Consider the following 22,639-nt stretch of genomic DNA (forward strand, 5'->3'; position numbering starts at 1 on the left):
CAGTCACGCTGTGTGCGTCGATGGTGACAGAAGCGAGCCATTACCCGAGCATCGCACGCCCACCCCTGGCTCACGGTCCCTCGGAAGGGTGATTACGAAGGCGTTCTACCCGGAGGGGGAGCTTCCGCTTCACTGCTCGGGCCTGCCGTGCACCCTCGTGACCCAGTCCGCCGGTTTGGCGATCTCCGCCTTGGTCGGGAGTGTGTTCGGGGAGGTCCACACACGGTTGAAACCGTCCATGCCCACCGCGTCCACGACCGCGCGCACGAAGCGCTCACCGTCACGGTACTGCCGCAGCTTGGCGTCCAGGCCCAGCAGCCTGCGCAGCGCCGCGTCCAGCCGGCCCGCGCCGTTCGCCCGCCGCTGCTGGAACTTCTCCCGGATCTCGGCGACCGAGGGCACCACCTGCGGGCCCACACCGTCCATCACATAGTCGGCGTGCCCCTCCAGCAGGGACATCACCGCCGTCAGCCGGCCCAGGATCTCCCGCTGGGCGGGCGTCTGGACCAGGTCCACGATGCTCCGGCCGCCGCGCTCCGCCGCCCCCTCACCGGCCTCGGCGGCCTCCTCCTGGCCGGCCGGACGGCCGCCCGCCAGCGACTGCGCGGCCTCGCGGATCCGCTCCAGCAGCGTCGCCGGGTCGACCTCGGTCTCGCCGAGGAACGCCTGGATCTCGCCCTCGATGTGGTCGCGCAGCCAGGGCACGGCCGTGAACTGCGTGCGGTGCGTCTCCTCGTGCAGGCACACCCACAGCCGGAAGTCGTGCGGATCCACCTCCAGCTCGCGCTCGACGTGCACGATGTTCGGCGCCACCAGCAGCAGCCTGCCGCCGTTCGCCGCCCCGGGCAGCTCGCCGGTCGCGGGCGCGAACGTCTCGTACTGGCCGAGCACGCGGGAGGCGAGGAACGACAGCAGCATGCCCAGCTCCACACCGGTCACCTTGCCGCCCACGGCGCCCAGGACCGCGCCGCCGGGCACACCGCCCCGCCGGTCCTGCATCTTCTCCAGCAGCGGGGTGAGGACGGCCCGGAAACCGGCCACGTTCGCCTTGATCCACCCGGCCCGGTCCACCACCAGCACCGGGGTGTCGCGCGCCGCCGGATCCTCCGGGCCCCCTGGCGGCGGTGCCATCCGGGTGAACGCCCGGACGTGCTCCTCCGACGTCTTCGCGTGCCGCCGCAGCTCCGCGACGACCTCCCGCGCCTCGTCGCGGCCGACTTCGGGACCGGGCCGCACGAGCCGGGTCGCGGTCGCCACCGCGAGCTTCCAGTCGACCATCTCCGCACCACCGATGCTCGTCATGGCTTCACCGTACGTGCACCGCTCCGCTCGGGGTAGCGCGGTCCGGCGGCCTGTGGATAACGGGGGGCGGGAGTGGACGGGAGGGGTCAGCTCCGGCAGCCGCAGTCCGCCACCTTGGCGGCCAGCCGGTCCAGGGCCCGCTGCGCGGCGTCCGCGTCCCCGGTCCCGGAGGCCATGAACGCGAACGTCACGACCCTGCCCTCGGCGTCGACCACCGTCCCGGCCAGCGTGTTCACGCCCGTCAGCGTGCCGGTCTTGGCCCGGACGAGGCCGCGGCCCGCCGCCTCGTCCCCGTACCGGCCGCGCAGGGTGCCGGTGAAGCCCGCCACCGGAAGGCCCGTGAGGACCGGGCGCAGCTCGGGTCGGCGCGGGTCGGCGGCCCGTACGAGCAGCCGGGCGAGGAGGTCCGCGGAGACCTGGTCGGCGCGGTCCAGGCCGCTGCCGTCGGCGACCTTGGCGCCGGACAGGCCGAGCCCGTCCAGCCGCCCGGTGACCGCCCCGGCCGCGCCCTCGAAGCTCGCCTCCTGTCCCGAGGCGAGCGCCGTCTGCCGGGCCAGCGCCTCGGCGATGTCGTTGTCGCTGTTGGTGAGGGTCCGCTCGACGAGCGCGGCCACGGTCGGCGAGGACACCGCGGCGAGGCGCTCCGCCCGGTCGCCGGCGCGGCGGGCCGCTACGTCGCCCTCGACGCCGACGCCCTCGTCGCGCAGCAGGCCGGCGAACTTCCCGGCCGCGTCGGCGACCGGGTCCGTGGAGCGCTCGGCCGGGCCCCGGTCGGAGTCGTCGAGGCGGCCCTCGTCGACCATCAGGGCGCTGACGGGAGCGATGTTCTCGTTGGGGCCGATGGGGTGGACGGCGGGGCCGGCGTAGCGGGAGGCGTCGTAGCCGACCGCGACCCGGTCCTTGCCGCGCGCCTTGAGCGCCCGGGCGGTGCTCCGGGCCAGTTCCCTCAGGCTCGCGGGCCGCTGCGGCCCGGCCCCGGCGCCGTCGCGCGCCGTGAGAGTGGGGTCTCCCCCGCCGACGAGCACGATCCCGCCGTCGCCGTCGGCCACGACCGTCGTGTCGACGCGGTGGTCCGGGCCCAGGGCCGAGAGCGCCGCCGCGGCGGTGGCCAGCTTGACGGTGGAGGCGGGGGTGTACGCGGTGCCCTCGTCGGAGCCGTACAGCCGCTCGCCGGTGGCGGCGTCGTAGACGGCGGCCGAGTGCCGGTCGCCGAGCGCGGCGTCCTTCAGCAGCGGTCCGAGCGCCTCGGCGAGGCCGTCCGGGGCGCCCGCGCGGGCGGCGCCGCGCTCGCCGGCGCCCACCAGGACGGGGGCGCGGCGGGGTGCCCGGGCCGCCCGCCCGGCCTCCGGCCGCTCGGCGGCCCGGTCCGCGCCCGCGGCGGCGGCCCGGTCCCGCTCGGCCACGCGCCGGCCGCCCTCCCAGGGGCCCGCGGCGCCCACCGCGCCACCGGCGGCGACCAGTCCGGCCAGGGCGGAAACCGCGACGAAACGCACGGTCCGGCGTTGTACAGGCGGGACGTCACGCCACCGCCCCGTCCGCCACGACCCGGCCTCAGGCACTTCGGACCAGCCCCTTTCGCCACCACACACCCGCGTGAGAGACACTTAACCACCAGACGTATGTGTTGATCATGGAGGAGCCACCCGTGGAGTTCGACGTCACCATCGAGATCCCGAAGGGTTCGCGGAACAAGTACGAGGTGGACCACGAGACGGGTCGCATCCGCCTGGACCGTCGACTCTTCACCTCGACCAGCTACCCGGCCGACTACGGCTTCGTCGAGAACACCCTCGGCGAGGACGGCGACCCGCTGGACGCCCTCGTCATCCTGGACGAGCCGACCTTCCCGGGTTGCCTCATCAAGTGCCGCGCCATCGGCATGTTCCGCATGACGGACGAGGCCGGCGGCGACGACAAGCTGCTGTGCGTCCCGGCGAACGACCCGCGCGTGGAGCACCTGCGCGACATCCACCACGTGTCGGAGTTCGACCGCCTGGAGATCCAGCACTTCTTCGAGGTCTACAAGGACCTGGAGCCGGGCAAGTCCGTCGAGGGCGCCGACTGGGTCGGCCGCGCCGAGGCCGAGGCGGAGATCGAGGCGTCGTACAAGCGCCTCGAGGCCGCCGGTGGCGCCCACCACTGAGCCTGACGGCTCCATAGGACCCCGTGCGGCGCGCGCCGCCGCGCGGGGCTCCGCCCCGGACCCCGGTCCGGGGATTCCCCGGTCCCTCTAACGGGCCGGATCCGCCCGGCGCACCGGGCGGCACAAGCCCGGCGTTCGGGTACGCCCGCCCCGGGCACGTCCGTGCCGCACCCGGCGGGCCACCGGGCCCGCGAGGTCAGAACCCTCGCGTCCGCTTCGCCGCGCGGCGCGTGGCCGCGCCTCCCGGGACCTTGATGAACAGCCGGGCCGCCTCGGAGCCCAGGTTCACCCCGATCGCGATCGCCAGCGCGAGGGCCGCCGCCTTCGTGAGGCTGGAGATGCCGGTGTTCATGTCGTTCTTCGCGAAGTTCAGCAGCGCGAAGTACGTGGCGCTACCGGGCAGCAGCGGGCCGATCGCCGCCGTGACGTACGGCAGCGCGGACGCGTACCGATAGCGCGAGAGCAGCTGGCCGAAGAGGCCGACGAGCCCGGCGGCGATGGCCGTGGCGGGCACCGGATCGAGCCCCGCGGTGTCCGCGAGCGCCGCGTAGATGACCCAGGCGACGCCGCCGTTGAGCGTCACGGTCAGCACCGTGTGGCGCTCCTGCTGGAGCAGCACCGCGAAGGCGAAGACCAGCAGCATGGCCGCGATGATCTGGACGACCGGCCGTTCCTGCCGCTCCAGGGCCGCCTCCGGATTGAGGGTCCCGCCGCCGATGTGCACCCCTCCGTAGAGGACGACCAGCACGCCGCAGACGATGCCCGCGATCAGATAGCCCACTTCCAGCAGCCGGGCCGCGGCGGTGATGTAGTAGCCGGTCAGGCCGTCCTGCACGCCCGCCACCAGCGCCCGCCCGGGGATCAGCGCGAACAGTCCGCCGGTGATCACCGCGGACGCCTGGACGTGCGCGTGGCCGGCGCTGATCGCCACGCCCATCGCGGCGGGCGGCATCGCGGCGGCCACGAACTGGTAGAACTCCGGCAGCCCGCGCCCCGAGGCCAGCCAGGCCAGCCGGTCGCCGCACATCGCGCCCACGGCGGCCGCCAGGAAGACCACGACCCCGCCGCCGACGAGCATGCTCGCCGCACCGGCGAGCAGCCCGGAGGCGGCGGTCAGCGCCCAGCCGGGGTACGGGTGGCGGTTGCGGCGGATCTCGGCGAGGCGGCCGTACGCCTCCTCCAGGGTGAGCCCCCGGGAGGTGATGTCGTGGACGAGCCGGAAGACGGCCGAGAGCCGGTTGTAGTCGGTGCCGCGCCGGCGGACCGTGCGGTTGGCGGTGACGGGGTCGTCGACGAGGGACGGCTGATAGCTGACGGTCAGCAGGGTGAAGGTGACGGTCGGCTCGCAGCGGTCGAGCCCGTAGGCGTGCGCGACGCCGAACATGGCCGCCTCGACGTCCTCGGCGCCCTCGCCGCCCGCGAGCAGCAGCTCGCCGATGCGGAGGGTCAGGTCGAGCACGCGCGGGACGGGCGGCCCCGGCTCGTCCTGCTTCTCGGCCCGCTCGGGGGCGGGCCGCTCGCCGACCGGCATCCGGAGCATCGTGCGCATCCGGTCCTGCCAGGGCGCCTCCTTGGTCAGGCTGACCTTGGGTATGCCGTGCGGCGGGGTGAAGGCGGGGTAGGCCACGGCCTGCGGGCCGGTGGGGGCGGCGGTGCCCGGCGGGAGCGTGAAGGCCGAGCCCTCGGGTCCGGCGCCGGACTCCGGGGCGATGCCCTCGGGGACGGCGAACTCCGACGTCGGGTGGTCGTCCTCGGGCACCGGCGGGAGCGGGACGCCGAGCGGCGGGGTGAAGGCGCTGCGCGCCTCGTCGGACTGCGGCTTCCGGTCCTCGGTCCGATCCGCGTCCGCGGCGCCGCCGCCCCTCTTTCGATCCGCCACCACGCGACTCCTCTTACGCCTCCTGCCGCCCTGCTAGGGCCACCATGCCTGATCAGTGGCCCGTGTGCCCAGCGTGGCCCTGGGCACACCTCGGACGGCGGTGGGAGAGGGACTACGGCGGCGGACCGGGGTCAGCGCTTGGCGTGCCGGCCGCGCTGGACCGGCGGGCGGCCCTCGCCGTGGCCGCCCGAGGCGGCCTGGGCCTTCTTGCCCTTGGAACGGGCCCGCAGCAGCTCGATGGCGACGGGCACCACCGAGATCAGCACGATGGCGACGAGGATCAGCTCGATGTGCTTGTTGACGAACTCGACCTTGCCGAGGGCGGCGCCCAGCAGCGTCACTCCGGCGCCCCAGAGGACGCCGCCGATGACGTTGAAGATCAGGAAGGAGCGGTAGTTCATCCGGCTCACGCCGGCGATGATCGGCGTGAAGGTGCGGATGATCGGCACGAACCGCGCCAGGACCAGCGACTTCGGCCCGTACTTCTCGAAGAACTCGTGCGCCTTCTCGACGTTCTCCTGCTTGAAGAGGCGGGAGTCCGGGCGCTTGAAGAGCGCGGGGCCGACCTTACGGCCGAAGAGATAGCCGGCCTGGTCGCCGAGGATCGCGGCGAGCACGACCAGCAGGGCGACGAGCCACAGCGGCTTGTCGATCTGGTTGGTGGTGACCAGCAGGCCGGTGGTGAAGAGCAGCGAGTCGCCCGGCAGGAAGAAGCCGATCAGGAGGCCGGACTCCGCGAAGACGATGGCCAGGACGCCGATCAGACCGAATTGCTCGATCAGATAGTTCGCGTCCAGCCACTGCGGGCCGAGCGCGAGGGTGGTCATGGGGGTCACGGGTAGGTGGCTCCTGAGTCGTGGGCGCAGGCTCGTGCGAGGCCCGCGGGCACAGGCGGGGTGGGGTGGTGTGCGGCCCCAAGTTATCAACGTGTCCGCCGGCCCCCTGGTTCCAGAGCCCTCCCCGGCCCGAACCTCCGTTCGCACTCAACCGGCGCAGCCCCGCATGCGTCCGGGACAACAACCGACAAAACTGCACACACGGAGGTGGATGCGATGGGCATCGAGGAGTACGGCGGCGGCCAGTCCCAGTCGGATGTAATCGTGGTCACGACCAACGACGTACCCGGCTTCCGCGTCGACAGGGTGATCGGCGAGGTCTTCGGGCTGACCGTGCGCTCCCGGCACGTCGGCAGCCAGATCGGCGCGGGCCTGAAGTCGCTCATCGGCGGCGAGCTCAAGGGCCTGACCAAGACGCTGGTCGAGACCCGCAACCAGGCGATGGAGCGGCTGGTCGAGCAGGCGAAAGCGCGCGGCGCCAACGCCGTACTGATGTTCCGCTTCGACGTGACGGAGGCGGCGGACGTGGGCACGGAGGTCTGCGCCTACGGCACGGCCGTCGTGATCTCGCCCCGGGCGTGAGGAACGGCGGTGGGGCGGCCGGGCTCCCGGCCGCCCCACCGCGGGGTGAGCCGGCCGGTACGACCAGGAGGGCGTCCCTCTCATGGCACTGCACAAAGGCGCGGCCCACCGGGCCAGGGAGCGCGGCATCTCGGTCAACCCGTTCTACGGCGAGGCCGACCCCCTCGCCGGCATGACGGGCGACCCGCCCCGGCACCGCCTCCCGGATACGCCCATGGCGCCCCGGAGCGCCTACCGGCTCGTCCACGACGAGCTGATGCTGGACGGGAACTCCCGGCTCAACCTGGCCACCTTCGTCACCACCTGGATGGAGCCCCAGGCCGACGTGCTCATGTCCGAGTGCCAGGACAAGAACATGATCGACAAGGATGAGTACCCGCGCACCGCGGAGCTGGAGAAGCGCTGCGTGCGGATGCTCGCCGACCTGTGGCACGCCCCGGACCCGGCCACCACCGTCGGCTGCTCGACCACGGGGTCGAGCGAGGCGTGCATGCTCGCCGGGATGGCCCTCAAGCGGCGCTGGGCGCTCGCGAACGCCGGCCGCTACCCGTCGGCCGAGGCCCGGCCCAATCTGGTGATGGGCGCGAACGTCCAGGTCTGCTGGGAGAAGTTCTGCGCCTTCTGGGAGGTCGAGGCGCGCCAGGTGCCGATGGAGGGCGAGCGCTTCCACCTCGACCCCGCGGCGGCGGCCGGGCTGTGCGACGAGAACACCATCGGGGTCGTCGCCGTCCTGGGCTCGACCTTCGACGGGTCGTACGAGCCGGTGGCCGAGGTGTGCGCGGCGCTGGACGGCCTCCAGGAGCGCACGGGCCTGGACGTACCGGTCCATGTGGACGGCGCCTCCGGCGCGATGATCGCGCCCTTCCTCGACGAGAAGCTGGTCTGGGACTTCCGGCTGCCGCGCGTCGCATCGATCAACACCTCGGGCCACAAGTACGGGCTCGTCTACCCCGGCGTCGGCTGGGCGCTGTGGCGGGACCGGGCGGCCCTCCCCGAGGAACTGGTCTTCCGGGTCAACTACCTGGGCGGTGACATGCCGACCTTCGCGCTGAACTTCTCCCGGCCGGGCGCGCAGGTGGCGGCGCAGTACTACACCTTCCTGAGGCTGGGCCGCGACGGCTACCGCGCGGTGCAGCGGAACGCCCGGGAGGTCGCGTGCCGGCTCTCCCGGCACATCGCCGAAACGGGCGACTTCCGGCTGCTCACACGCGGCGACGAGCTGCCGGTCTTCGCCTTCACCACGGCCGAGGGGGTCACCTCCTTCGACGTCTTCGACGTCTCGCGGCGGCTGCGGGAACGGGGCTGGCTCGTCCCCGCCTACACGTTCCCGCCGAACCGGGAGGACCTGTCGGTGCTGCGGATCGTCTGCCGGAACGGGTTCTCGCACGATCTGGCGGACCTGTTCCTGGAGGACCTGCGGGCGCTCCTGCCGGAGCTGCGGGAGCAGCCGGGACCGCTGGGGAGGCCGGAGTCGAAGGCGACGGCGTTCCATCACTGAGGCGTTCCGGCGGCTCCCCCACGAAGGCGTTCGGTGCGGTGCTCCCGGCGGGTCCTCCGCCGAGGCGTTCGGTGCGGCGTTCCCGGCGACTCCACCACCAAGGCGCTCAGCGCGGCGTTCCCGGCGACTCCACCACCAAGGCGCTCAGCGCGGCGTTCCCGGTGGGTCCTCCACCGAGGTGCTCCCGGCGGCCCGCCCCCCTGCCCGAGCCTTCCCGGCTGCCCTCACGCGCCGGACGGGCCCGCCTCCCGGCCCCGCTCCGGCTCCTCCCCCGCCATCACATAGGCCCCGCCCCTGAGCCGCTCGATCAGCCCACGGGCCCATGCCTCCCCGCTCTCCGCCGTGTGCAGCCACATCCCCATGATCTCGGCGATGTGCCCCCAGTCCTCCCCCTCCGAGGGGGTCCAGTGCCGGCGGATCTCCTCGCGCCACGCGCGCAGCGCCTCGACGCGCCGCTCCAGCAGGGCGACGGCCTCGGCGCGCGGCAGGTCGACGAGGAAGCCGACGCCCGCCGTAAGGACGTCGACTTTCTGGTCGTGGGCGGAGAGGGACTCCCGAAGGAGCCGGAAGTACTCGTCCTCGCCCGCCGCCGTCAGCTCGTACTCCGTGCGCGGCGGGCCGCCGGCCTCGCTCGGCGCGACATCGTGGGCGATCAGCAGTCCCTGCTTCGCCATGGCCTTGAGCGCGTGGTAGATCGAGCCGGGCTTGGCGTTGGACCACTCGGGCGCGCCCCAGTCCTCCAGGTCGTTGCGCACCTGGTAGCCGTGCGCCCGGCCGTGCCGGCGCACCGCCCCCAGGACCAGCAGCCGGATCGCCGACATCGTCTCCTCATTCCACCGCGCCGCCCGCTCTTCCGCGGCCCAGACTAGGCGGCGGGAGGGCCGGTGTACGGGGAGGGCGTCACTCCGCCCGCGCCGCTCCCCCGGTCTCCGCCTCCGCTTCCGCCTCCGCCTCCGCCTCCGCCACGAGCGTGAACGCCGTCTTCCCGTCGAGGGACTCGCGGATGATGTCCGCGTGCCCGGCGTGCCGGGCGATCTCCTCCACCAGATGCGTCAGGAGCCAGCGCATCGACACCCGGGAGTTCGGCGGGAACCAGGGGGCGTCGGGCAGCGGGAAGGTGTCCTCAAGACTGGGGACGGCGTGGATGAACCGCTCGGTCTCGGCGGCGACGCGGTCCCAGTAGGCGAGCACGCCGGCGACGCTCTCGTCCTCCAGCATCCGGAAGCTGTCCGCCCAGTTCGACTGGTCGCGGGGGACCTCGGGGGCCACGCCCTGCGCGCGCCGCACCCAGGTGTCCTCGGTCTCCGCGACGTGCTTGAGGAGCCCGCCGAGGGTCAACTCGCTGGCGGTCGTACGCCGCGCCGCCTGTTCGTCGGTCAGGCCGAGCAGCGTCCTGCGCAGGCCGCCGCGCTGGGCCGCCACGAACGCCAGCAGGGTGCCGCGCTCGTCGGAGGGGTTCTTCTCGATCACGTGCGTCACCATGGGGTCCGCCTTTCGTCGTACGTCGGCCTCGTCGACCACAGGCTAGGACCCCATGAGGACGGATCCGGTCCTACATGGACGCCGACCCGCCCTCGAATCCCTTGTTTCCCGAGGGGGATCAGAACGGGAATCTGCTGCGCCCGTGCTGGATGGATATCCACTTGGTGGTGGTGAAGGCATCGACCATGGACTCGCCGTTGAGCCGCCCCACGCCGGAGTGCTTCTCACCGCCGAAGGGCACGATCGCCTCGTCGTGCACGGTGCTGTCGTTGACATGGATCATTCCGGTGTCGATGCGCTTGGCGACGCGGACGCCGCGCTCGACGTCCCCGGTGTGGACCGCGCCGCTCAGCCCGTAAGGCGTGGCGTTGGCGATCCGGATCGCCTCCTCCTCCCCGTCGAAGGGGACGATCAGGGCGACCGGGCCGAAGATCTCCTGGCACAGGACCGGCGAGTCGGCCGGCAGACCGGTCAGCACCGACGGCCCGACAAGCGTCCCGTCCGTGCCGCCCCGCAGCAGCGCGGTGGCGCCGTCGGCGATGGTCTGCTCGACCAGGGCGTTGATGGCCTCGGCCTGACCGGCGTGGATCAGCGGGCCGATGTGGGTCGCCGGATCGCCCGGGTCGCCGACCTTCAGGGTCTTGACCTTGGCGACGAACTTCTCGGTGAACTCCCGCTCCACCGACCGGTCCACCAATACCCGGTTGGCCGCCATGCACACCTGGCCCTGGTGGATAAAACGGCTGAAGACCGCCGCGTCGACGGCGTAGTCCACATCGGCGTCGTCCAGGACGATCAGGGCGCTGTTGCCGCCGAGTTCGAGGATGACCCGCTTGAAGTGCGCGGCCGCGACGGTCGCCACATGGCGGCCCACCTTGTCGGAGCCGGTGAACGAGATCACCTTGGGCACCGGGTGCTCGATGAGCGCGTCGCCTATCTCCGCGATGTCGGTGACGACGACGTTGAGCACCCCGGCGGGCAGCCCGGCCTCCTCGAAGACCTTCGCGACCAGGCCGCCGCCGCATATCGGCGTGTTCTGGTGCGGCTTGAGGACGACGGCGTTGCCCAGCGCGAGCGCCGGGGCGACGGACTTCACGGAGAGCAGGAACGGGAAGTTGAAGGGGCTGATCACCCCCACGACCCCGACCGGCAGCCGGTAGAGGCGGTTCTCCTTGGTGTCGTCCGGCGAGGGCAGGATGCGGCCCTCGGCCCGCAGCGCGAGGTGCAGCGCCTCCCGCAGGAACTCCCGGACCAGGTGCAGCTCGAAGGCGGCCTTGACGGCCGTGCCGCCGCACTCCGCGGTGATCGCGGCGGACAGCTCGGCCTCCCGGTCGTCGACGATGCGCAGCGCCCGCTCGAAGACGAGCCGCCGGGTGTACGGGCTGGTGGCGCCCCACTCCCGCTGGGCGCGCTCGGCGGCGCGGTACGCCTGGTCGATCTCGGCCACCCCGGCCACGGTGATGGAGGCGAGCTTCTCCCCGTCGTAGGGGTTGAAGTCCACGATGTCCCAGGAGCCGGTGCCGGCCCGCCACTCGCCGTCGATGTACTGGAAAGCCAATTCGTCGAAATAGGACATGCGCCATCCCTGCCTGGAGATACGGGGGCGCTCGTGGCGCCCGAACCGGTATGCGACTCCTGATGGGACGTCATCGTACTGATGTGTCACACGAGTTGAAGCAGACGCCTCAGCAAGTCCCTGGTGGCGGCGGGCCGGAGGCTGTCCGTGTGCAGCCGCTCCATCGCCTTGCCGTACTGCGCCACCTCGTCGGGCTTGTCCAGGTAGAGCGCGCTGGTGAGCTGCTCCAGGTACACCACGTCGGACAGGTCCGACTCGGGGAACCGCAGCATCGTGAAGGCGCCGCTCTCACCCGCGTGCCCGCCGTGCGCGAAGGGCATCACCTGGAGCGTCACATTGGCCTGCTCGGAGATGTCGATCAGGTGCTCCAGCTGCCCGCGCATCACGTCCCGGCCACCGTACGGGCGGTGCAGCGCGGCTTCGTCGAGGACCGCGTGAAAGTGCGGGGCGCGCTCCGAGAACAGCAGCTTCTGGCGCTCCATCCGCAGCGACACCCGGCGCTCGACCTCGGCCTCCTCGGCCGTGGGCTGGCCGCGCACCACGACGGCCTGGGCGTACCCCTCGGTCTGGAGCAGGCCGTGCACGAACTGGACCTCGTAGATGTTGATGTGCGAGGCGGCGCCCTCCAGGCCGACATACGTCTGGAACCAGCCGGGCAGGACGTCGCCGTAGCTGTGCCACCAGCCCGCGACATTGGCCTCACGGGCCAGGCCCAGCAGCGCCTCGCGCTCCAGCTCGTCCGTGACCCCGTAGAGCGTGAGGAGATCCTCGACGTCCCGCGCCTTGAAGCTCACCCGCCCCAGCTCCATGCGGCTGATCTTCGATTCGGACGCCCTGATCGAGTAGCCGGCCGCCTCGCGGGTGATCCCCCGCGACTCCCTCAGCCTCCTGAGCTGGGAGCCCAGGAGTATGCGGCGCACCACAGAACCGCTCGACTCGCTCGTGGCCATCTCTGCGACTCCTCCTCTTCCGGTTCCTGTACCGGTCGTGCCGCTTCCGCGCCCTTCCGGGGCGACCCCCGCTACCCCCGGCCGTGAAGTCTGCCATCTCCGGGCTCCGTTGAGTGTGCATCCGATTACTCGGCCATGTGCAGTTCGGACAACGTACGCAGGAGGGCGTAGGAAGAATTACCCCCTAACAGGATCGTGCGCCCCCAAAACCCCCATGTGCACGTGCATCTGCCCTTGCATCCGCCACCCTCATTGGGAACCATGGGGGACGCACACGTGCGTGTCACGTCCACGATTGCCAGGAGTGCCTCGGATGGGTACCGAAGGATCGACCGTGCTCTCACCGCTGTGGCGAGGGCTGCCACCGATCGCCCCCTCCGCCGTCTCCAACTCGGCCTCCTGCGCACTTCCTCCCCGCTTCGAGGCGGTCCGGACCGCCCGGCGGTTCACCAGGTCCACACTTCAGCAGTGGGAACTCCAGGGGCTCTTCGACGACGTCGCGCTCGTGGTCTCGGAACTGGTCACCAATTCCATGCGGTACGCCCTGCCCGCCGACCCCATAGGCTCCGGCGCCGAGCCTCCGGTACGGCTGCATCTGATGCGCTGGACGTCGCGGCTGGTGTGCGCCGTGCGCGATCCCAGCGAGGAGGGCCCGGTCACGGGGGAGGCCGACGCCTCGGCCGAGTGCGGGCGCGGGCTGTTCCTGGTGGAGTCCTTCAGCGACACCTGGGGCTGGCACCCCCTGGCCGGGGCGCTGCGCGGCAAGGTCGTCTGGGCGCTCTTCCGCCTGCCGGACGACCGGGACTGACCGGCCGGTGCCTCAGTCGCTCACCAGATAGTCGAACTCGCCGTCCTTGATCCCCAGCAGCATCGCCTCGATCTCCGCCGGGGTGTAGACGAGGGCCGGGCCGTCCGGATGCCGGGAATTGCGCACGGCGACCCCGCCGCCCGGCAGCTTCGCGAACTCCACGCACGAGCCCTGCGAGTTCGAGTGCCGGCTCTTCCGCCAGACGACGCCGTCGAGGTCCGCGGCAGCCATGCCGTTGTACGCGTGAGGCACAGGACTCTCCCGGAGCATTGCAGGGGGCACCCCGGCACGAACGGTGGGGATGACAACTACTCCGGATCATAGCCGCGTTCATGTGCTTCTGCATGGGCGAATGCACGTGCACTTTCGGTGTTCCCGTCACTACTTCCCGGCGCGTCACAGGAAGCCTTCGCCGCGGAAGACTTCACTACCGGAAGACTTCTCGTCTACTTCCCGTTGCCCGAATACGGCAGGAGCCCCATCTCCCGGGCATTCTTGATCGCACGGGCCAGCTGTCGCTGCTGCTGAGCGGTGACCCTGGTCACCCGGCGGCCCCGGATCTTCCCCCGGTCCGAAATGAACTTCCGCAGCAGATCGGTGTCTTTGTAGTCGATGTAGGTGATGCCCGCGGTTTCCAGGGGATTCGGGCGTGGCTTGAGGTTCTTGCGGTGTTCGGGGCGGCGGGACATGGAGAAGTCCTTTCAGGAAACGGGATCGAGAAGTGCGTCGAAAGCGGGGGAGAGCAGACGCCAGGCAGCCGGGCCCGCCGCGTATTCGGCGTCGGTCAGCAGACACGACTCCAGCAGCGCGCACAGCCCGTCGCGGTCGAGCCCGGGCGAGGTGAAGGTGAGGTGCTGGGTCCGGTCGCCGTGCTCGGGGTGCCAGTCCAGCGCGGCGGCCACCCGGCGGGAGGCGGGCACCAGCTCCCAGGCGGCGTCGGGCAGGGCGGCCAGCCAGGGCCCGGCGCCCTCGACGCACAGGGCGCCGCCGGCCGCGTCCCAGGCGAGCAGGGTGTCCGGCCGGTCGGCGAGCCAGAACCGGCCCCGGCTGCGGGCGGCGGCGCAGGTGAGGTCCTCCAGCGCCGCGTACAACCGCCCGGGGTGGAAGGGGCGGCGCCGCTTCCATACGAGCGTGGTGACGCCGTCCGCGTCGGCCTCCTGCGGCAGCAGGGCGCAGGCGGGGTGCTGCCGGTCGGCGGCCGCCGCCACGTCGAATCCGGCGACGGCCGCGGCGGCGAGGTCGACGGAGTCGGCGGGGATCCTGCGGGCGGTGGGGACGAGTTGGTCGAGCAGGGCGAGGTCGACGGCGTCGGCGGGTTCCACGGGCGCGCCGAAGGCGGTGGCCCCGCCGGACGGGTCGCCGGGGGGCGCGACGGCGGTGTCCGCCACCAGCGCGAGCACGCTCGCGTACTCCAGCTGACGGGCGAAGGTGTCCGCGACCGTCCGCCGGTCGGTGGCGGCGGCCTGGAGGCCGGCCTCGGCGAGGTCGTCGCCGCAGCCGAGGGCGGGCAGCACCAGGGCCGGGTCCACGGCCGTGACGACACCGGTGAGCCGTACGCGCTCGCCGCCGTGGGCGGCCACGACCTCGGCCATGGCCTTGGGCTCGACGGAGTCCCACAGTTCGACGACGGCGAGCCGGCACCCGCCGCCGGCGGCGAGCCGCTCCAGCTCGGGCACCAGGTCCTCGCGCAGGGCGCAGCAGGCGCAGTCGTCGACCAGCGGCGTCTCCCCCTCGTCGAGGGTGCCGGTGCGGTCCCGCACGGTCCTGCGGACCGTGCCGGCGGCCGCGGCCGTCAGGTCGTGGTGCAGGGCGACGCTGCCCGGCACGGTGTGCAGCAGCCGGTCGACCGCGGTGCGGCGGGCGTCCGCGTGCAGACCGCCCACCAGCACCACGGACAGCGGGTCGGAGGGCATCAGCGGCCCCCGCGCCCGCCGTAGCGGCGCTCGAAGCGCTCGACCCGGCCGGCGGTGTCCAGGACGCGGGCCGTACCCGTGTAGAAGGGGTGGCTCGCCGAGGAGATCTCCACGTCGACGACCGGGTAGGTGTTGCCGTCCTCCCACTCGACGGTCTTGTCACTGGTGGCCGTGGAGCGGGTGAGGAAGGCGAAGTCCGCGGCGCGGTCGCGGAAGACGACCGGGCCGTAGGGCGGGTGGATGCCGGGCTGCATCGCGCTCAGCGCTCCTCTCGGAAGGTGACGTGGCGGCCGACGACCGGGTCGTACTTGCGCAGTTCCATGCGGTCGGGGTCGTTACGGCGGTTCTTACGGGTGACGTAGGTGAATCCGGTCCCGGCGGTGGACCGGAGCTTGATGACGGGGCGTAGCTCGTTGCGGGCCATGCGGGCTACTATACAGAAATGGTTTCCATTTTCATTAGGCTCGTGAGGGCCGCCCCGGATCCGGAGGTCTGACCATGTCCGCCCACTGCCAACTCACGGGCCGCGAGCCCGGCTTCGGCAACACCATCTCCCACTCGCACCGGCGCACGTCCCGCCGCTTCGACCCCAACATCCAGCGCAAGCGCTACTGGCTCGCGAGCGAGGGCCGCCATGTGCGGCTGACGCTGAGCACGAAGGGGATCAAGACGGTCGACGCGATCGGCGTCGAGGCGGCCGTGGCCCGCATCCGGGCCCGAGGGGGGAAGGTCTGATGGCGAAGAAGAGCAAGATCGCGAAGAATGAGCAGCGGCGGCTGACGGTCGCCCGCTACGCCGCCCGCCGGGCCCTGCTGAAGGCCGTCATCCGCGATCCGCGGGCGCCGGAGGAGGAGCGCCTGGCCGCCGGGCGCGAGCTGCGGCGCCAGCCGCGCGACGCCGGCGCGACGCGGATCCGCAACCGCGACGCGGCGGACGGCCGCCCCCGCGGCTACTTCCGCGCCTTCGGGCTGTCCCGGATCAGCCTCCGCGAACAGGCCCACGCGGGTCACCTGCCGGGGGTCCGCAAGTCGAGCTGGTAGCTCCGGCCGCAAACGCCGCGTCAGCGCGGAGGGGGGGCCGGGGGCGAAGCCTCCGGTTACGGGAAGGGGCGGGTAGGGGAAAACGCCCCCGCCCACCCCTACCGCACCGGCAGCAACAGCAACTGATCCGCGTAACACCAAGCCCAGTCCTCCCCCGGCTCGAACGACCGCGCCAGATCATGCCCGGACTCCGCACGCGCGTGCGCCGCCGCGTGCCGGTTCGGCGAACTGTCGCAGCAGCCGATGTGCCCGCAGCTCAGGCACTCGCGCAGATGGACCCAGGTGCCGCCGGTGCGCAGGCAGTCCTCACAGCCCTCCGTCGTGCTCGGCTCCACCTCGCGGGCCTCGCCCACATGGGCGCAGGCACGATCCGTGGGCCGGCCCTCGACATCGGCGGTGACCTGCCAGGCCGGGCGGCCGGTCGGCTCGCTCATGTCCTTCACCCTAGGCCGATCGGCTCCGCCGCGCGCGGCGGAGCCCGGCGCCGGGGCCCGTTGTCAGACCCCGCTGGCAGACTCACGGACATGAGGTGGGCGGTGGCGGAGACGGGCGACGGGGGTGTCCGTCTCCGCCCCGTCGACCCCTCGGGCGCACCGGCCGGCCCGGTGGAGTCCGCGGCCGGTCTGGCCGAGGCCGTGCGGTCCCGGCCGGAGGCCGAGCGGTGGGTGTGGCGGTCCACCGCGGAGGCGTATCCCCGGCTGCTCGCGGCCGGCGTCCGGGTCGATCGCTGCCATGACGTGGAGGCCGCCGAGGCGCTGCTCATGGGCCACGCCGAGGGCCAGTCGGGCCAGCCGCGCTCGCTCGCCGCGGCCTGGGCGCGGCTGCACGGCCTGCCCGTGCCCGCCGATCCGCCCGCGCGGGCGGCCGGGGGCCAGCCGTCGCTGTTCGAGCCGGGCCCGGTGCCGCTCCCGCCGGGCACCGACCCGCTGGAGGCCCTGGTCGCCGTGCACGCCGGGCAGCTGGCCCGCGCGGACGCCACCCGGCACCCCGGCCGGATGCGGCTGCTGCTGGCGGTCGAGTCGGCGGGCACGCTGGTCGCGGCCGAGATGAACCGCGCGGGCCTGCCCTGGCGGGCCGACGTGCACCACGAGCTGCTCACGGAGCTGCTCGGCGAGCGCTATCCGGGCGGCCTGGAGCCCCCGCGGCTCACGGAGCTCGCCGAGGAGGTGTCGCGGGCCTTCGGCGGTGACGTGCGCGTACGCCCCGACCTGGCGGCCGACATCGTCAAGGCGTTCGCCCGCCAGGGCATCCGGATCTCCTCCACCCGCGCCTGGGAGCTCGAGCGGCTCGACCACCCGGCCGTGGAGCCCCTGCTGCGCTACAAGAAGCTGTACCGCCTGCACACCGCGCACGGCTGGTCCTGGCTCCAGACCTGGGTCCGGGACGGCCGGTTCCGTCCCGAGTTCGTCCCGGCCGGCTCCGTGACCGGCCGCTGGACCACCAACGGCGGCGGCGCCCTCCAGATCCCCCGGGTCGTCCGGCGCGCGGTCGTCGCCGACCCCGGGTGGCGGCTCGTCGTCGCCGACGCCGACCAGATGGAGCCGCGGATCCTCGCCGCCGTCTCCCGGGACCCCGGCCTGATGGAGGTCGCGGGCGACGACCGCGACCTCTACACGGCCCTGTCCGACCGGGCCTTCTCCGGCGACCGGGAGCACGCCAAGCTCGCGCTGCTCGGCGCGGTCTACGGCCAGACCTCCGGCGACGGCCTGAAGAACCTCGCGGACCTGCGGCGCCGCTTCCCAGCCGCCGTCGCCCGGGTCGACGAGGCGGCCCGCGCGGGCGAGGAGGGCAGGCTCGTCCGGACCTGGCTCGGCCGCACCTGCCCGCCCGCCTCCACCGCGGCGCCCGACGAGGCGGGCATCCCCCAGGAGGAGGACGCCACGGACGGCCCCGGCGCCCACGGCGGCAGCGCCGCGAGCCGCGCCCGGGGCCGCTTCACCCGGAATTTCATCGTCCAGGGCAGCGCCGCCGACTGGGCCCTGGCGATGCTCGCCGCGCTGCGCCAGGAGCTCGCCGGGCTCCGGGCCGAGCTGGTCTTCTTCCAGCACGACGAGGTCATCGTGCACTGCCCCGAGGAGGAGGCGCCCACCGTCACCGCCGCCGTCCGCACCGCCTCCGACCGCGCCGGCCTGGTCTGTTTCGGAGACATCCCGGTCCGTTTCCCCTTCACCACGGCCGTCGTGGAGTGTTACGCCGACGCCAAGGGCTGAGCGCCCCGGCCCACCCCGGCGGACGCCCCCCGGCCGGGCGCGCGCCGACTCGCGCTGACGGCACGTCACTGCCCCTCCCCCATGCGGCCCAGTTCAGCGGGCAGCGACACGCCGGGCCGCGCAGGATTGCCGGAGGGTCGTCGACACCCGGACGGCCCGTTCCGTCGGCCCCCTGGGGAGGACCCGTCGTGCTGTCCTACAGTCTTGAGCAGCTGCGCCGTTGCACCGTCGCCGTCGACCTCGGGGCCGCGCGGACTCGCGTCTACGTCAGGGACACCGGGCTGATCGTCGACGAGCCCAGCATCGCGGCCGTCAACACCCGCACGGGCTCGCTGATCGCGGTCGGCTCCATGGCACAGGGCATGGCGGGCCGGACCCCCCACCACATCCGGGTCGTGCGGCCCATCTCCGGCGGCACCGTCGTCGACATCGAGATGGCCCAGCGCATGCTGCGCTTCCTCGTCCATCACAAGATCCGCCGGGCCTGGCGGCGCGGGCCGCTGCTGCGCGCCGCCGTCTGCCTGCCGCACGACGCCGAGCCGATCGCCCAGCGCGCGGCCATCGAGACCCTGACGGGGCTGGGCGCGCGGCGCGTCGAGCTCGTCGACACCCTCGTCGCCGCGGCCGTCGGCTGCGGGCTGCCCGTGGAGCAGCCCGAGGCGACGATGATCGTGGTGTGCGGGGCGGCGTCCACACAGGTGGCGGTGTTGTCCCTGGGCGCGATCGTGGCGGCGGAGAAGGTCCTGGTCGGCGGGGACGCCATCGACTACGCCGTGATCCAGCACCTGCGGAGCCGGCACGAGCTGATGCTGCCGACACAGGGGCTGCACCCGCTGCACCTGGCGCTGTCGGCGGACCCGGTGGAGGAGGGCGCCGAGGTCCGCGGCCGTGACGTGGCCACCGGGCTGTCCCGTACGGTCATGGTGAGCACCGCCCAGGTCCGCGAGGCCATCCAGACGCCGCTGACCGGGGTCATCGACGCGATCGGCCGGGTGCTGCGGGCCTGCCAGCCGGATCTGGTGGCCGACCTCGTGGAGCGCGGGGTGATGCTCGCGGGCGGCAGCGCGGTGCTGCCGGGCCTGGACCGCATGATCGCGGAGGCCACGGGGATGACGGTCCGCATAGCGGAGAACCCGGACGTGTGCGCCGTGGTCGGTCTGGGCGCGATATTGGAGGGCAAGGTACGGCCGCTGCACCTGGAGCAGTTGCGCACCTGAGCCCGCATGTACCACTGAGCCCATACGCACCGCACGTACTGCCCGTACTGCCCGTACTGCCCGTACTGCCCGTACTGCCTGCACTGCCTGCACTGCCTGCACTGCCTGCACTGCCTGCACTGCCTGTAGTACTGCCCCTCCCTCCGCCTCTCCGTCCCGTCCGTATCGCCCCTCCCCACTCCTCCGTCCCACCGCTTCCCTCTCCCGCTCGCCCTTGAAGGCCCACCCCCGCCTTTTTGCCCCTTTGGGAACTTCTTTACCGCTCGGAACAGTTCTGTCTGTGCACCCCTGATTGACGAGGAGATACACAGATGGCGCTCTGGGACCGGCTCAAGGACTCCGCGGTGACGATGCAGGGTCAGCTGGTGGCGAAGAAGAACGACCTGAAGAGCGGCGCATTCCGTGACGCGAGCATGGCGATGTGCGCACTGGTGGCCGCCGCCGACGGTTCGATCGACGCTTCCGAGCGGCGACGCGTCGCCTCGCTGATCGCCACCAACGATGTGCTGCAGAACTTCCCCGCCGACGACCTCCAGACGCGGTTCAACGACTACTGCCAGAAGCTGTCGACGGATTTCGACTTCGGCAAGGTCAGCATTCTGCAGACCATCGGCAAGGTGCAGAAGAAGCCCACCGAGGCGCGTGCCGTCATCCAGATCGGCATTGTCATCGGCGGCGCCGACGGCGACTTCGACAAGACGGAGCAGGCCGTGGTCCGCGAGGCGTGCTTCGCGGTGGGCATCGACCCGGCGGAGTTCGACCTCTAGCCGGACGGCTCCGGTCGTACGCGGGCGCCCAGGCGCCTCCTCGCGCCCGGGCAGCTGAAGCGCGGGCCACCCTTGCGGTGGTCCGCGCTTTTCCGTCAGGCCGGCAGGCCCACCGGCCGCAGGCCCCCGTGCCCGGCGGCCCGGCCGGGCTCGGTCCAGGTGCCCAGCGCGATCTCGGCCGTGATGCCCGGCCCGAAGCCGGCGATCACGCCGCGCGCGGAGTCCTCGGCTCCGCCGTCCTGGAACAGCCGCTCCAGGGCGTCGAAGATGACCGCGCTGGCGATGTTGCCCCGCTCGGTGAGCGTGGCCCTGCTGTAACGGAACATCTCCGGCGGCAGGTCCAGGTACTTGCACAGGTCGTCCAGGATCCTGGGGCCGCCCGCGTGGACGATGTAGAAGTCCAGCCCGGAGACGTCCCAGTCGTGGGGCTCGGCCATCGCGCGCATCGCCGGAGCGAGCATGGCCATCGTGCCGGGCACCCGTTTGTCCAGCATGAAGTGGAATCCGGTGTCCCGGACGCCGTACGAGATCCAGTCCTCGGTGTCGGGCACGAGGTGCGAGCCGTTCTGCTCCAGCCGGACCCCGACGCCGCCCTCGCCGCGCACGACCGCGCAGGCGATGGCGTCGCCGAAAAGGCCGTTGGAGAGGAGATTGCCGACCCCCAGGTCGGTGGGCTGATAGCAGAGCGAGCAGAACTCGCAGGCCACGATCAGCACGTTCGCCCCGGGATAGGCGTTGCAGAAGTCATGGGCGCGGTTGAGCGCGGCGCCGCCCGCGGCACAGCCGAGCTGGGCGATCGGCAGCTGCCGGGTCTCGGACCGGAAGTCCATCGTGTTGATGAGCCAGGCGGTCATCGACGGCATCATGAACCCGGTGCAGGAGACATAGGCGATCATGTCGATGTCCCGGGCCGTGAGCTCCGCGTGGTCCAGCGCCCGGAGGATCACCTCCGGCACCCGCGCCTTGGCCTCGATCTCGTAGCGGGCGTTGCGGGCGGTGAAGCCGGGGTGCTTGAGGGTGTCCTCGATGGGCTGCACCAGATGGCGGGTCTGCACCCCGGTGTTGCCGATCAGGCGCAGTGCGAGCTGCAGCTGAGGATGGTCGGCGTGCAGGGTGCGGGCGAGCTCCAGGGTCTGCTCCCTGGTGATGATGTGCTCGGGGACCGCGATGGCCGGTCTGCACAGAGTTGCCATGACGCACTCCTTACCAGGCGACCGGCAGAGTGAGCGGATAGCGCCAGATCGAGTTGGTGTTCCACCGCACCTCCTCCACCGGTACGGCGAGCCGCAGTTCAGGGAATCGGTGGAGCAGGGTGCCGATGGAGACCTGGAGCACCATGCGGGCCAGATGGGACCCGAGGCAGTGGTGGCTGCCGTACCCGAACGCCATGTGCGGCAGGGGCTCGGCACGCTCGAAGTCCAGGTCGTCCGGGCGCTCGTAGGCGAGTTCGTCGCGGTTCGCCGTCAGGTAGGACACATGGACCGTGTCGCCCGCCTTCACGGTGACGCCGTCGAAGTCGACGTCCTCCAGGGCGACCCGGGGGATGCCCACGCCCTGGCGGAAGGGGATGTAGCGCAGCAGCTCCTCGATGGCCTGCGGCAGCAGGTCGGGACGGGCCCGCAGCTGGGCCAGATGGTCCGGGTACGTCAGCAGGGTGTAGACGATGTTGCTGATGTCGTACGTGGTGGTGTCGTGGCCGGTGACGACCAGGAGCATGGCCAGCACCGACAGTTCGGCCGGCTCCAGCGCCTCGTCGCCGATGCGGGCCGTGGCGAGCGCGCTGATCAGGTCCTCGCCGGGCTTCCTGCGGCGCTCGGCGGTCAGCTCGTCGAAATAGCCGCGCAGCCCGGCCTTGGCCTCCGCCGCGGACTCCTTGTCGGCGACGCTCATGGACATCATCGCCATGGCCCAGCGGCGCAGCTGCGGGCGGTCCGCCTCCGGGACGTCCAGCAGCTCGCTGATCGTCATCAGCGGGATGCGGCCCGCCAGATGCTCGGCCACGTCGGCGGGCGAGCCGTGCTCGGCCATCTCGTCCAGCAGGGCGTCGGTGGTGCGCTGCGTCCAGGGGCGCAGCGCCTCGACCTTGGGCGTGGTGAACGCCTTGATGATCAGCTTGCGGACCCGGTTGAGCGCGGGCGGGTCCATGAGGTTGATCGCCTCGGACTGGGCGATGGGCGCGGGAGTGATCCGCGGGAAGTCCCGGCCGATCAGCGCGGAGCGGCTGAAGCGCCTGTCCGACGTCACCGTCTGGACGTCCGCGTAGCGCGTGACGAGCCAGCAGTCGCCCTCGCCGTACGGCATGAGGACGCGGGTGACGGGCGCTTCGGTGCGCATCCGGGTCATGAACGGATCGGGCTCCAGGGCCTCGTCATGTCGGAAGGGACACGTTCGAACGGAGTCCGAAGTGGTCATCGCAGCACTCCCTCAAGCCCAGGG

At 72.3% G+C, this 22,639-nt stretch carries 25 protein-coding genes; 9 read left to right on the forward strand and 16 right to left on the reverse strand.

Going from position 1 to position 22,639, the window contains the following annotated elements:
* Positions 1–129 precede the first annotated feature (129 nt).
* Together AF335_RS11085 and dacB are read right to left on the reverse strand one after the other, a co-directional pair.
* A complete protein-coding gene (locus AF335_RS11085) occupies positions 130–1,302 on the reverse strand; it encodes a zinc-dependent metalloprotease (RefSeq protein ID WP_102918174.1) in 1,173 nt (390 codons plus the stop codon).
* Between the two features lie 86 nt (positions 1,303–1,388).
* The gene (dacB, locus tag AF335_RS11090; protein ID WP_342353953.1) at positions 1,389–2,795 is read right to left on the reverse strand and encodes a D-alanyl-D-alanine carboxypeptidase/D-alanyl-D-alanine endopeptidase; all 1,407 of its coding nucleotides are present in this window, start codon (positions 2,793–2,795) and stop codon (positions 1,389–1,391) included.
* A 152-nt stretch (positions 2,796–2,947) separates the two neighbouring features.
* Between dacB and AF335_RS11095 the strand changes: the two genes are divergently transcribed.
* Positions 2,948–3,445 (forward strand): inorganic diphosphatase, encoded by a 498-nt coding sequence (locus tag AF335_RS11095; RefSeq protein ID WP_087926944.1) that lies wholly within the window; start codon positions 2,948–2,950, stop codon positions 3,443–3,445.
* Between the two features lie 196 nt (positions 3,446–3,641).
* Here the strand turns inward: AF335_RS11095 and AF335_RS11100 are convergent, their stop codons facing one another.
* Entirely contained in the window at positions 3,642–5,324 is a 1,683-nt protein-coding gene (locus AF335_RS11100; protein ID WP_102918176.1) for a threonine/serine exporter family protein, read from the reverse strand.
* A gap of 131 nt (positions 5,325–5,455) precedes the next feature.
* Positions 5,456–6,151, reverse strand: coding sequence for a DedA family protein (locus tag AF335_RS11105; RefSeq protein WP_102918177.1), 696 nt, complete (start codon positions 6,149–6,151; stop codon positions 5,456–5,458).
* A gap of 225 nt (positions 6,152–6,376) precedes the next feature.
* Here AF335_RS11105 and AF335_RS11110 point away from each other — a divergent pair, with 225 nt between their 5' ends.
* Positions 6,377–6,742, forward strand: a complete 366-nt coding sequence (locus AF335_RS11110) for a YbjQ family protein (protein WP_087926947.1) — start codon at positions 6,377–6,379, stop codon at positions 6,740–6,742.
* 82 nt (positions 6,743–6,824) lie between these two features.
* Positions 6,825–8,240 (forward strand): glutamate decarboxylase, encoded by a 1,416-nt coding sequence (gene gad, locus AF335_RS11115; protein WP_102918178.1) that lies wholly within the window; start codon positions 6,825–6,827, stop codon positions 8,238–8,240.
* A gap of 224 nt (positions 8,241–8,464) precedes the next feature.
* Here the strand turns inward: gad and AF335_RS11120 are convergent, their stop codons facing one another.
* The 4 genes from AF335_RS11120 to AF335_RS11135 form a co-directional block, all read right to left on the reverse strand.
* Positions 8,465–9,061, reverse strand: a complete 597-nt coding sequence (locus tag AF335_RS11120; protein ID WP_102918179.1) for a PadR family transcriptional regulator — start codon at positions 9,059–9,061, stop codon at positions 8,465–8,467.
* 79 nt (positions 9,062–9,140) lie between these two features.
* Complete coding sequence (locus AF335_RS11125; RefSeq protein ID WP_102918180.1) at positions 9,141–9,722, reverse strand: DinB family protein; 582 nt, start codon at positions 9,720–9,722, stop codon at positions 9,141–9,143.
* 118 nt (positions 9,723–9,840) lie between these two features.
* Positions 9,841–11,298 (reverse strand): aldehyde dehydrogenase family protein, encoded by a 1,458-nt coding sequence (locus AF335_RS11130; protein WP_102918181.1) that lies wholly within the window; start codon positions 11,296–11,298, stop codon positions 9,841–9,843.
* Positions 11,299–11,384: 86 nt separating this feature from the next.
* The gene (locus AF335_RS11135) at positions 11,385–12,248 is read right to left on the reverse strand and encodes a helix-turn-helix domain-containing protein (RefSeq protein WP_102918182.1); all 864 of its coding nucleotides are present in this window, start codon (positions 12,246–12,248) and stop codon (positions 11,385–11,387) included.
* A 313-nt stretch (positions 12,249–12,561) separates the two neighbouring features.
* Between AF335_RS11135 and AF335_RS11140 the strand changes: the two genes are divergently transcribed.
* Positions 12,562–13,056 (forward strand): ATP-binding protein, encoded by a 495-nt coding sequence (locus tag AF335_RS11140; protein ID WP_102918183.1) that lies wholly within the window; start codon positions 12,562–12,564, stop codon positions 13,054–13,056.
* Between the two features lie 12 nt (positions 13,057–13,068).
* On the opposite strand, the gene AF335_RS11145 is transcribed toward AF335_RS11140, so the two are convergent.
* From AF335_RS11145 to rpmG, 5 genes are all read right to left on the reverse strand, one after another.
* Positions 13,069–13,308: a DUF397 domain-containing protein gene (locus AF335_RS11145; protein WP_102918184.1), complete on the reverse strand. Its 240-nt coding sequence runs from the start codon at positions 13,306–13,308 to the stop codon at positions 13,069–13,071.
* 194 nt (positions 13,309–13,502) lie between these two features.
* Positions 13,503–13,745 (reverse strand): 30S ribosomal protein S18, encoded by a 243-nt coding sequence (rpsR, locus tag AF335_RS11150; protein WP_102918185.1) that lies wholly within the window; start codon positions 13,743–13,745, stop codon positions 13,503–13,505.
* A 12-nt stretch (positions 13,746–13,757) separates the two neighbouring features.
* On the reverse strand, positions 13,758–14,969 hold the full coding sequence (locus AF335_RS11155; RefSeq protein ID WP_102918186.1) for a CobW family GTP-binding protein: 1,212 nt from the start codon (positions 14,967–14,969) through the stop codon (positions 13,758–13,760).
* Positions 14,969–15,223 carry a type B 50S ribosomal protein L31 gene (locus tag AF335_RS11160; RefSeq protein ID WP_102918187.1) on the reverse strand — a complete coding sequence of 85 codons (255 nt, stop codon included), beginning with the start codon at positions 15,221–15,223 and terminating at the stop codon, positions 14,969–14,971. Before AF335_RS11160 ends, AF335_RS11155 begins: the two co-directional genes overlap by 1 nt.
* Positions 15,224–15,228: 5 nt before the next feature.
* Positions 15,229–15,393, reverse strand: coding sequence for a 50S ribosomal protein L33 (rpmG, locus tag AF335_RS11165; RefSeq protein ID WP_102918188.1), 165 nt, complete (start codon positions 15,391–15,393; stop codon positions 15,229–15,231).
* Between the two features lie 74 nt (positions 15,394–15,467).
* Here rpmG and rpmB point away from each other — a divergent pair, with 74 nt between their 5' ends.
* Both rpmB and rpsN read left to right on the forward strand, forming a co-directional pair.
* Complete coding sequence (gene rpmB, locus AF335_RS11170) at positions 15,468–15,704, forward strand: 50S ribosomal protein L28 (RefSeq protein ID WP_102918189.1); 237 nt, start codon at positions 15,468–15,470, stop codon at positions 15,702–15,704.
* Positions 15,704–16,009 carry a 30S ribosomal protein S14 gene (rpsN, locus tag AF335_RS11175; RefSeq protein ID WP_102918190.1) on the forward strand — a complete coding sequence of 102 codons (306 nt, stop codon included), beginning with the start codon at positions 15,704–15,706 and terminating at the stop codon, positions 16,007–16,009. Before rpmB ends, rpsN begins: the two co-directional genes overlap by 1 nt.
* Before the next feature lie 98 nt (positions 16,010–16,107).
* Here the strand turns inward: rpsN and AF335_RS11180 are convergent, their stop codons facing one another.
* Positions 16,108–16,443: a UBP-type zinc finger domain-containing protein gene (locus AF335_RS11180; protein WP_102918724.1), complete on the reverse strand. Its 336-nt coding sequence runs from the start codon at positions 16,441–16,443 to the stop codon at positions 16,108–16,110.
* A 90-nt stretch (positions 16,444–16,533) separates the two neighbouring features.
* On the opposite strand from AF335_RS11180, the gene AF335_RS11185 reads away from it, so the two are divergent.
* From AF335_RS11185 to AF335_RS11195, 3 genes are all read left to right on the forward strand, one after another.
* Positions 16,534–18,219, forward strand: a complete 1,686-nt coding sequence (locus AF335_RS11185) for a bifunctional 3'-5' exonuclease/DNA polymerase (protein ID WP_102918191.1) — start codon at positions 16,534–16,536, stop codon at positions 18,217–18,219.
* 191 nt (positions 18,220–18,410) lie between these two features.
* Entirely contained in the window at positions 18,411–19,436 is a 1,026-nt protein-coding gene (locus AF335_RS11190; RefSeq protein WP_102918725.1) for a rod shape-determining protein, read from the forward strand.
* 311 nt (positions 19,437–19,747) lie between these two features.
* Complete coding sequence (locus AF335_RS11195; RefSeq protein ID WP_102918192.1) at positions 19,748–20,203, forward strand: tellurite resistance TerB family protein; 456 nt, start codon at positions 19,748–19,750, stop codon at positions 20,201–20,203.
* Between the two features lie 95 nt (positions 20,204–20,298).
* Here the strand turns inward: AF335_RS11195 and AF335_RS11200 are convergent, their stop codons facing one another.
* Both AF335_RS11200 and AF335_RS11205 read right to left on the reverse strand, forming a co-directional pair.
* Positions 20,299–21,396, reverse strand: coding sequence for a type III polyketide synthase (locus AF335_RS11200; RefSeq protein ID WP_102918193.1), 1,098 nt, complete (start codon positions 21,394–21,396; stop codon positions 20,299–20,301).
* 10 nt (positions 21,397–21,406) lie between these two features.
* Positions 21,407–22,615, reverse strand: a complete 1,209-nt coding sequence (locus tag AF335_RS11205) for a cytochrome P450 (RefSeq protein WP_102918194.1) — start codon at positions 22,613–22,615, stop codon at positions 21,407–21,409.
* Positions 22,616–22,639: the final 24 nt, after the last annotated feature.

The sequence above is a fragment of the Streptomyces eurocidicus genome (assembly GCF_002891295.1).
Taxonomy (GTDB): Bacteria; Actinomycetota; Actinomycetes; order Streptomycetales; family Streptomycetaceae; genus Streptomyces; species Streptomyces eurocidicus.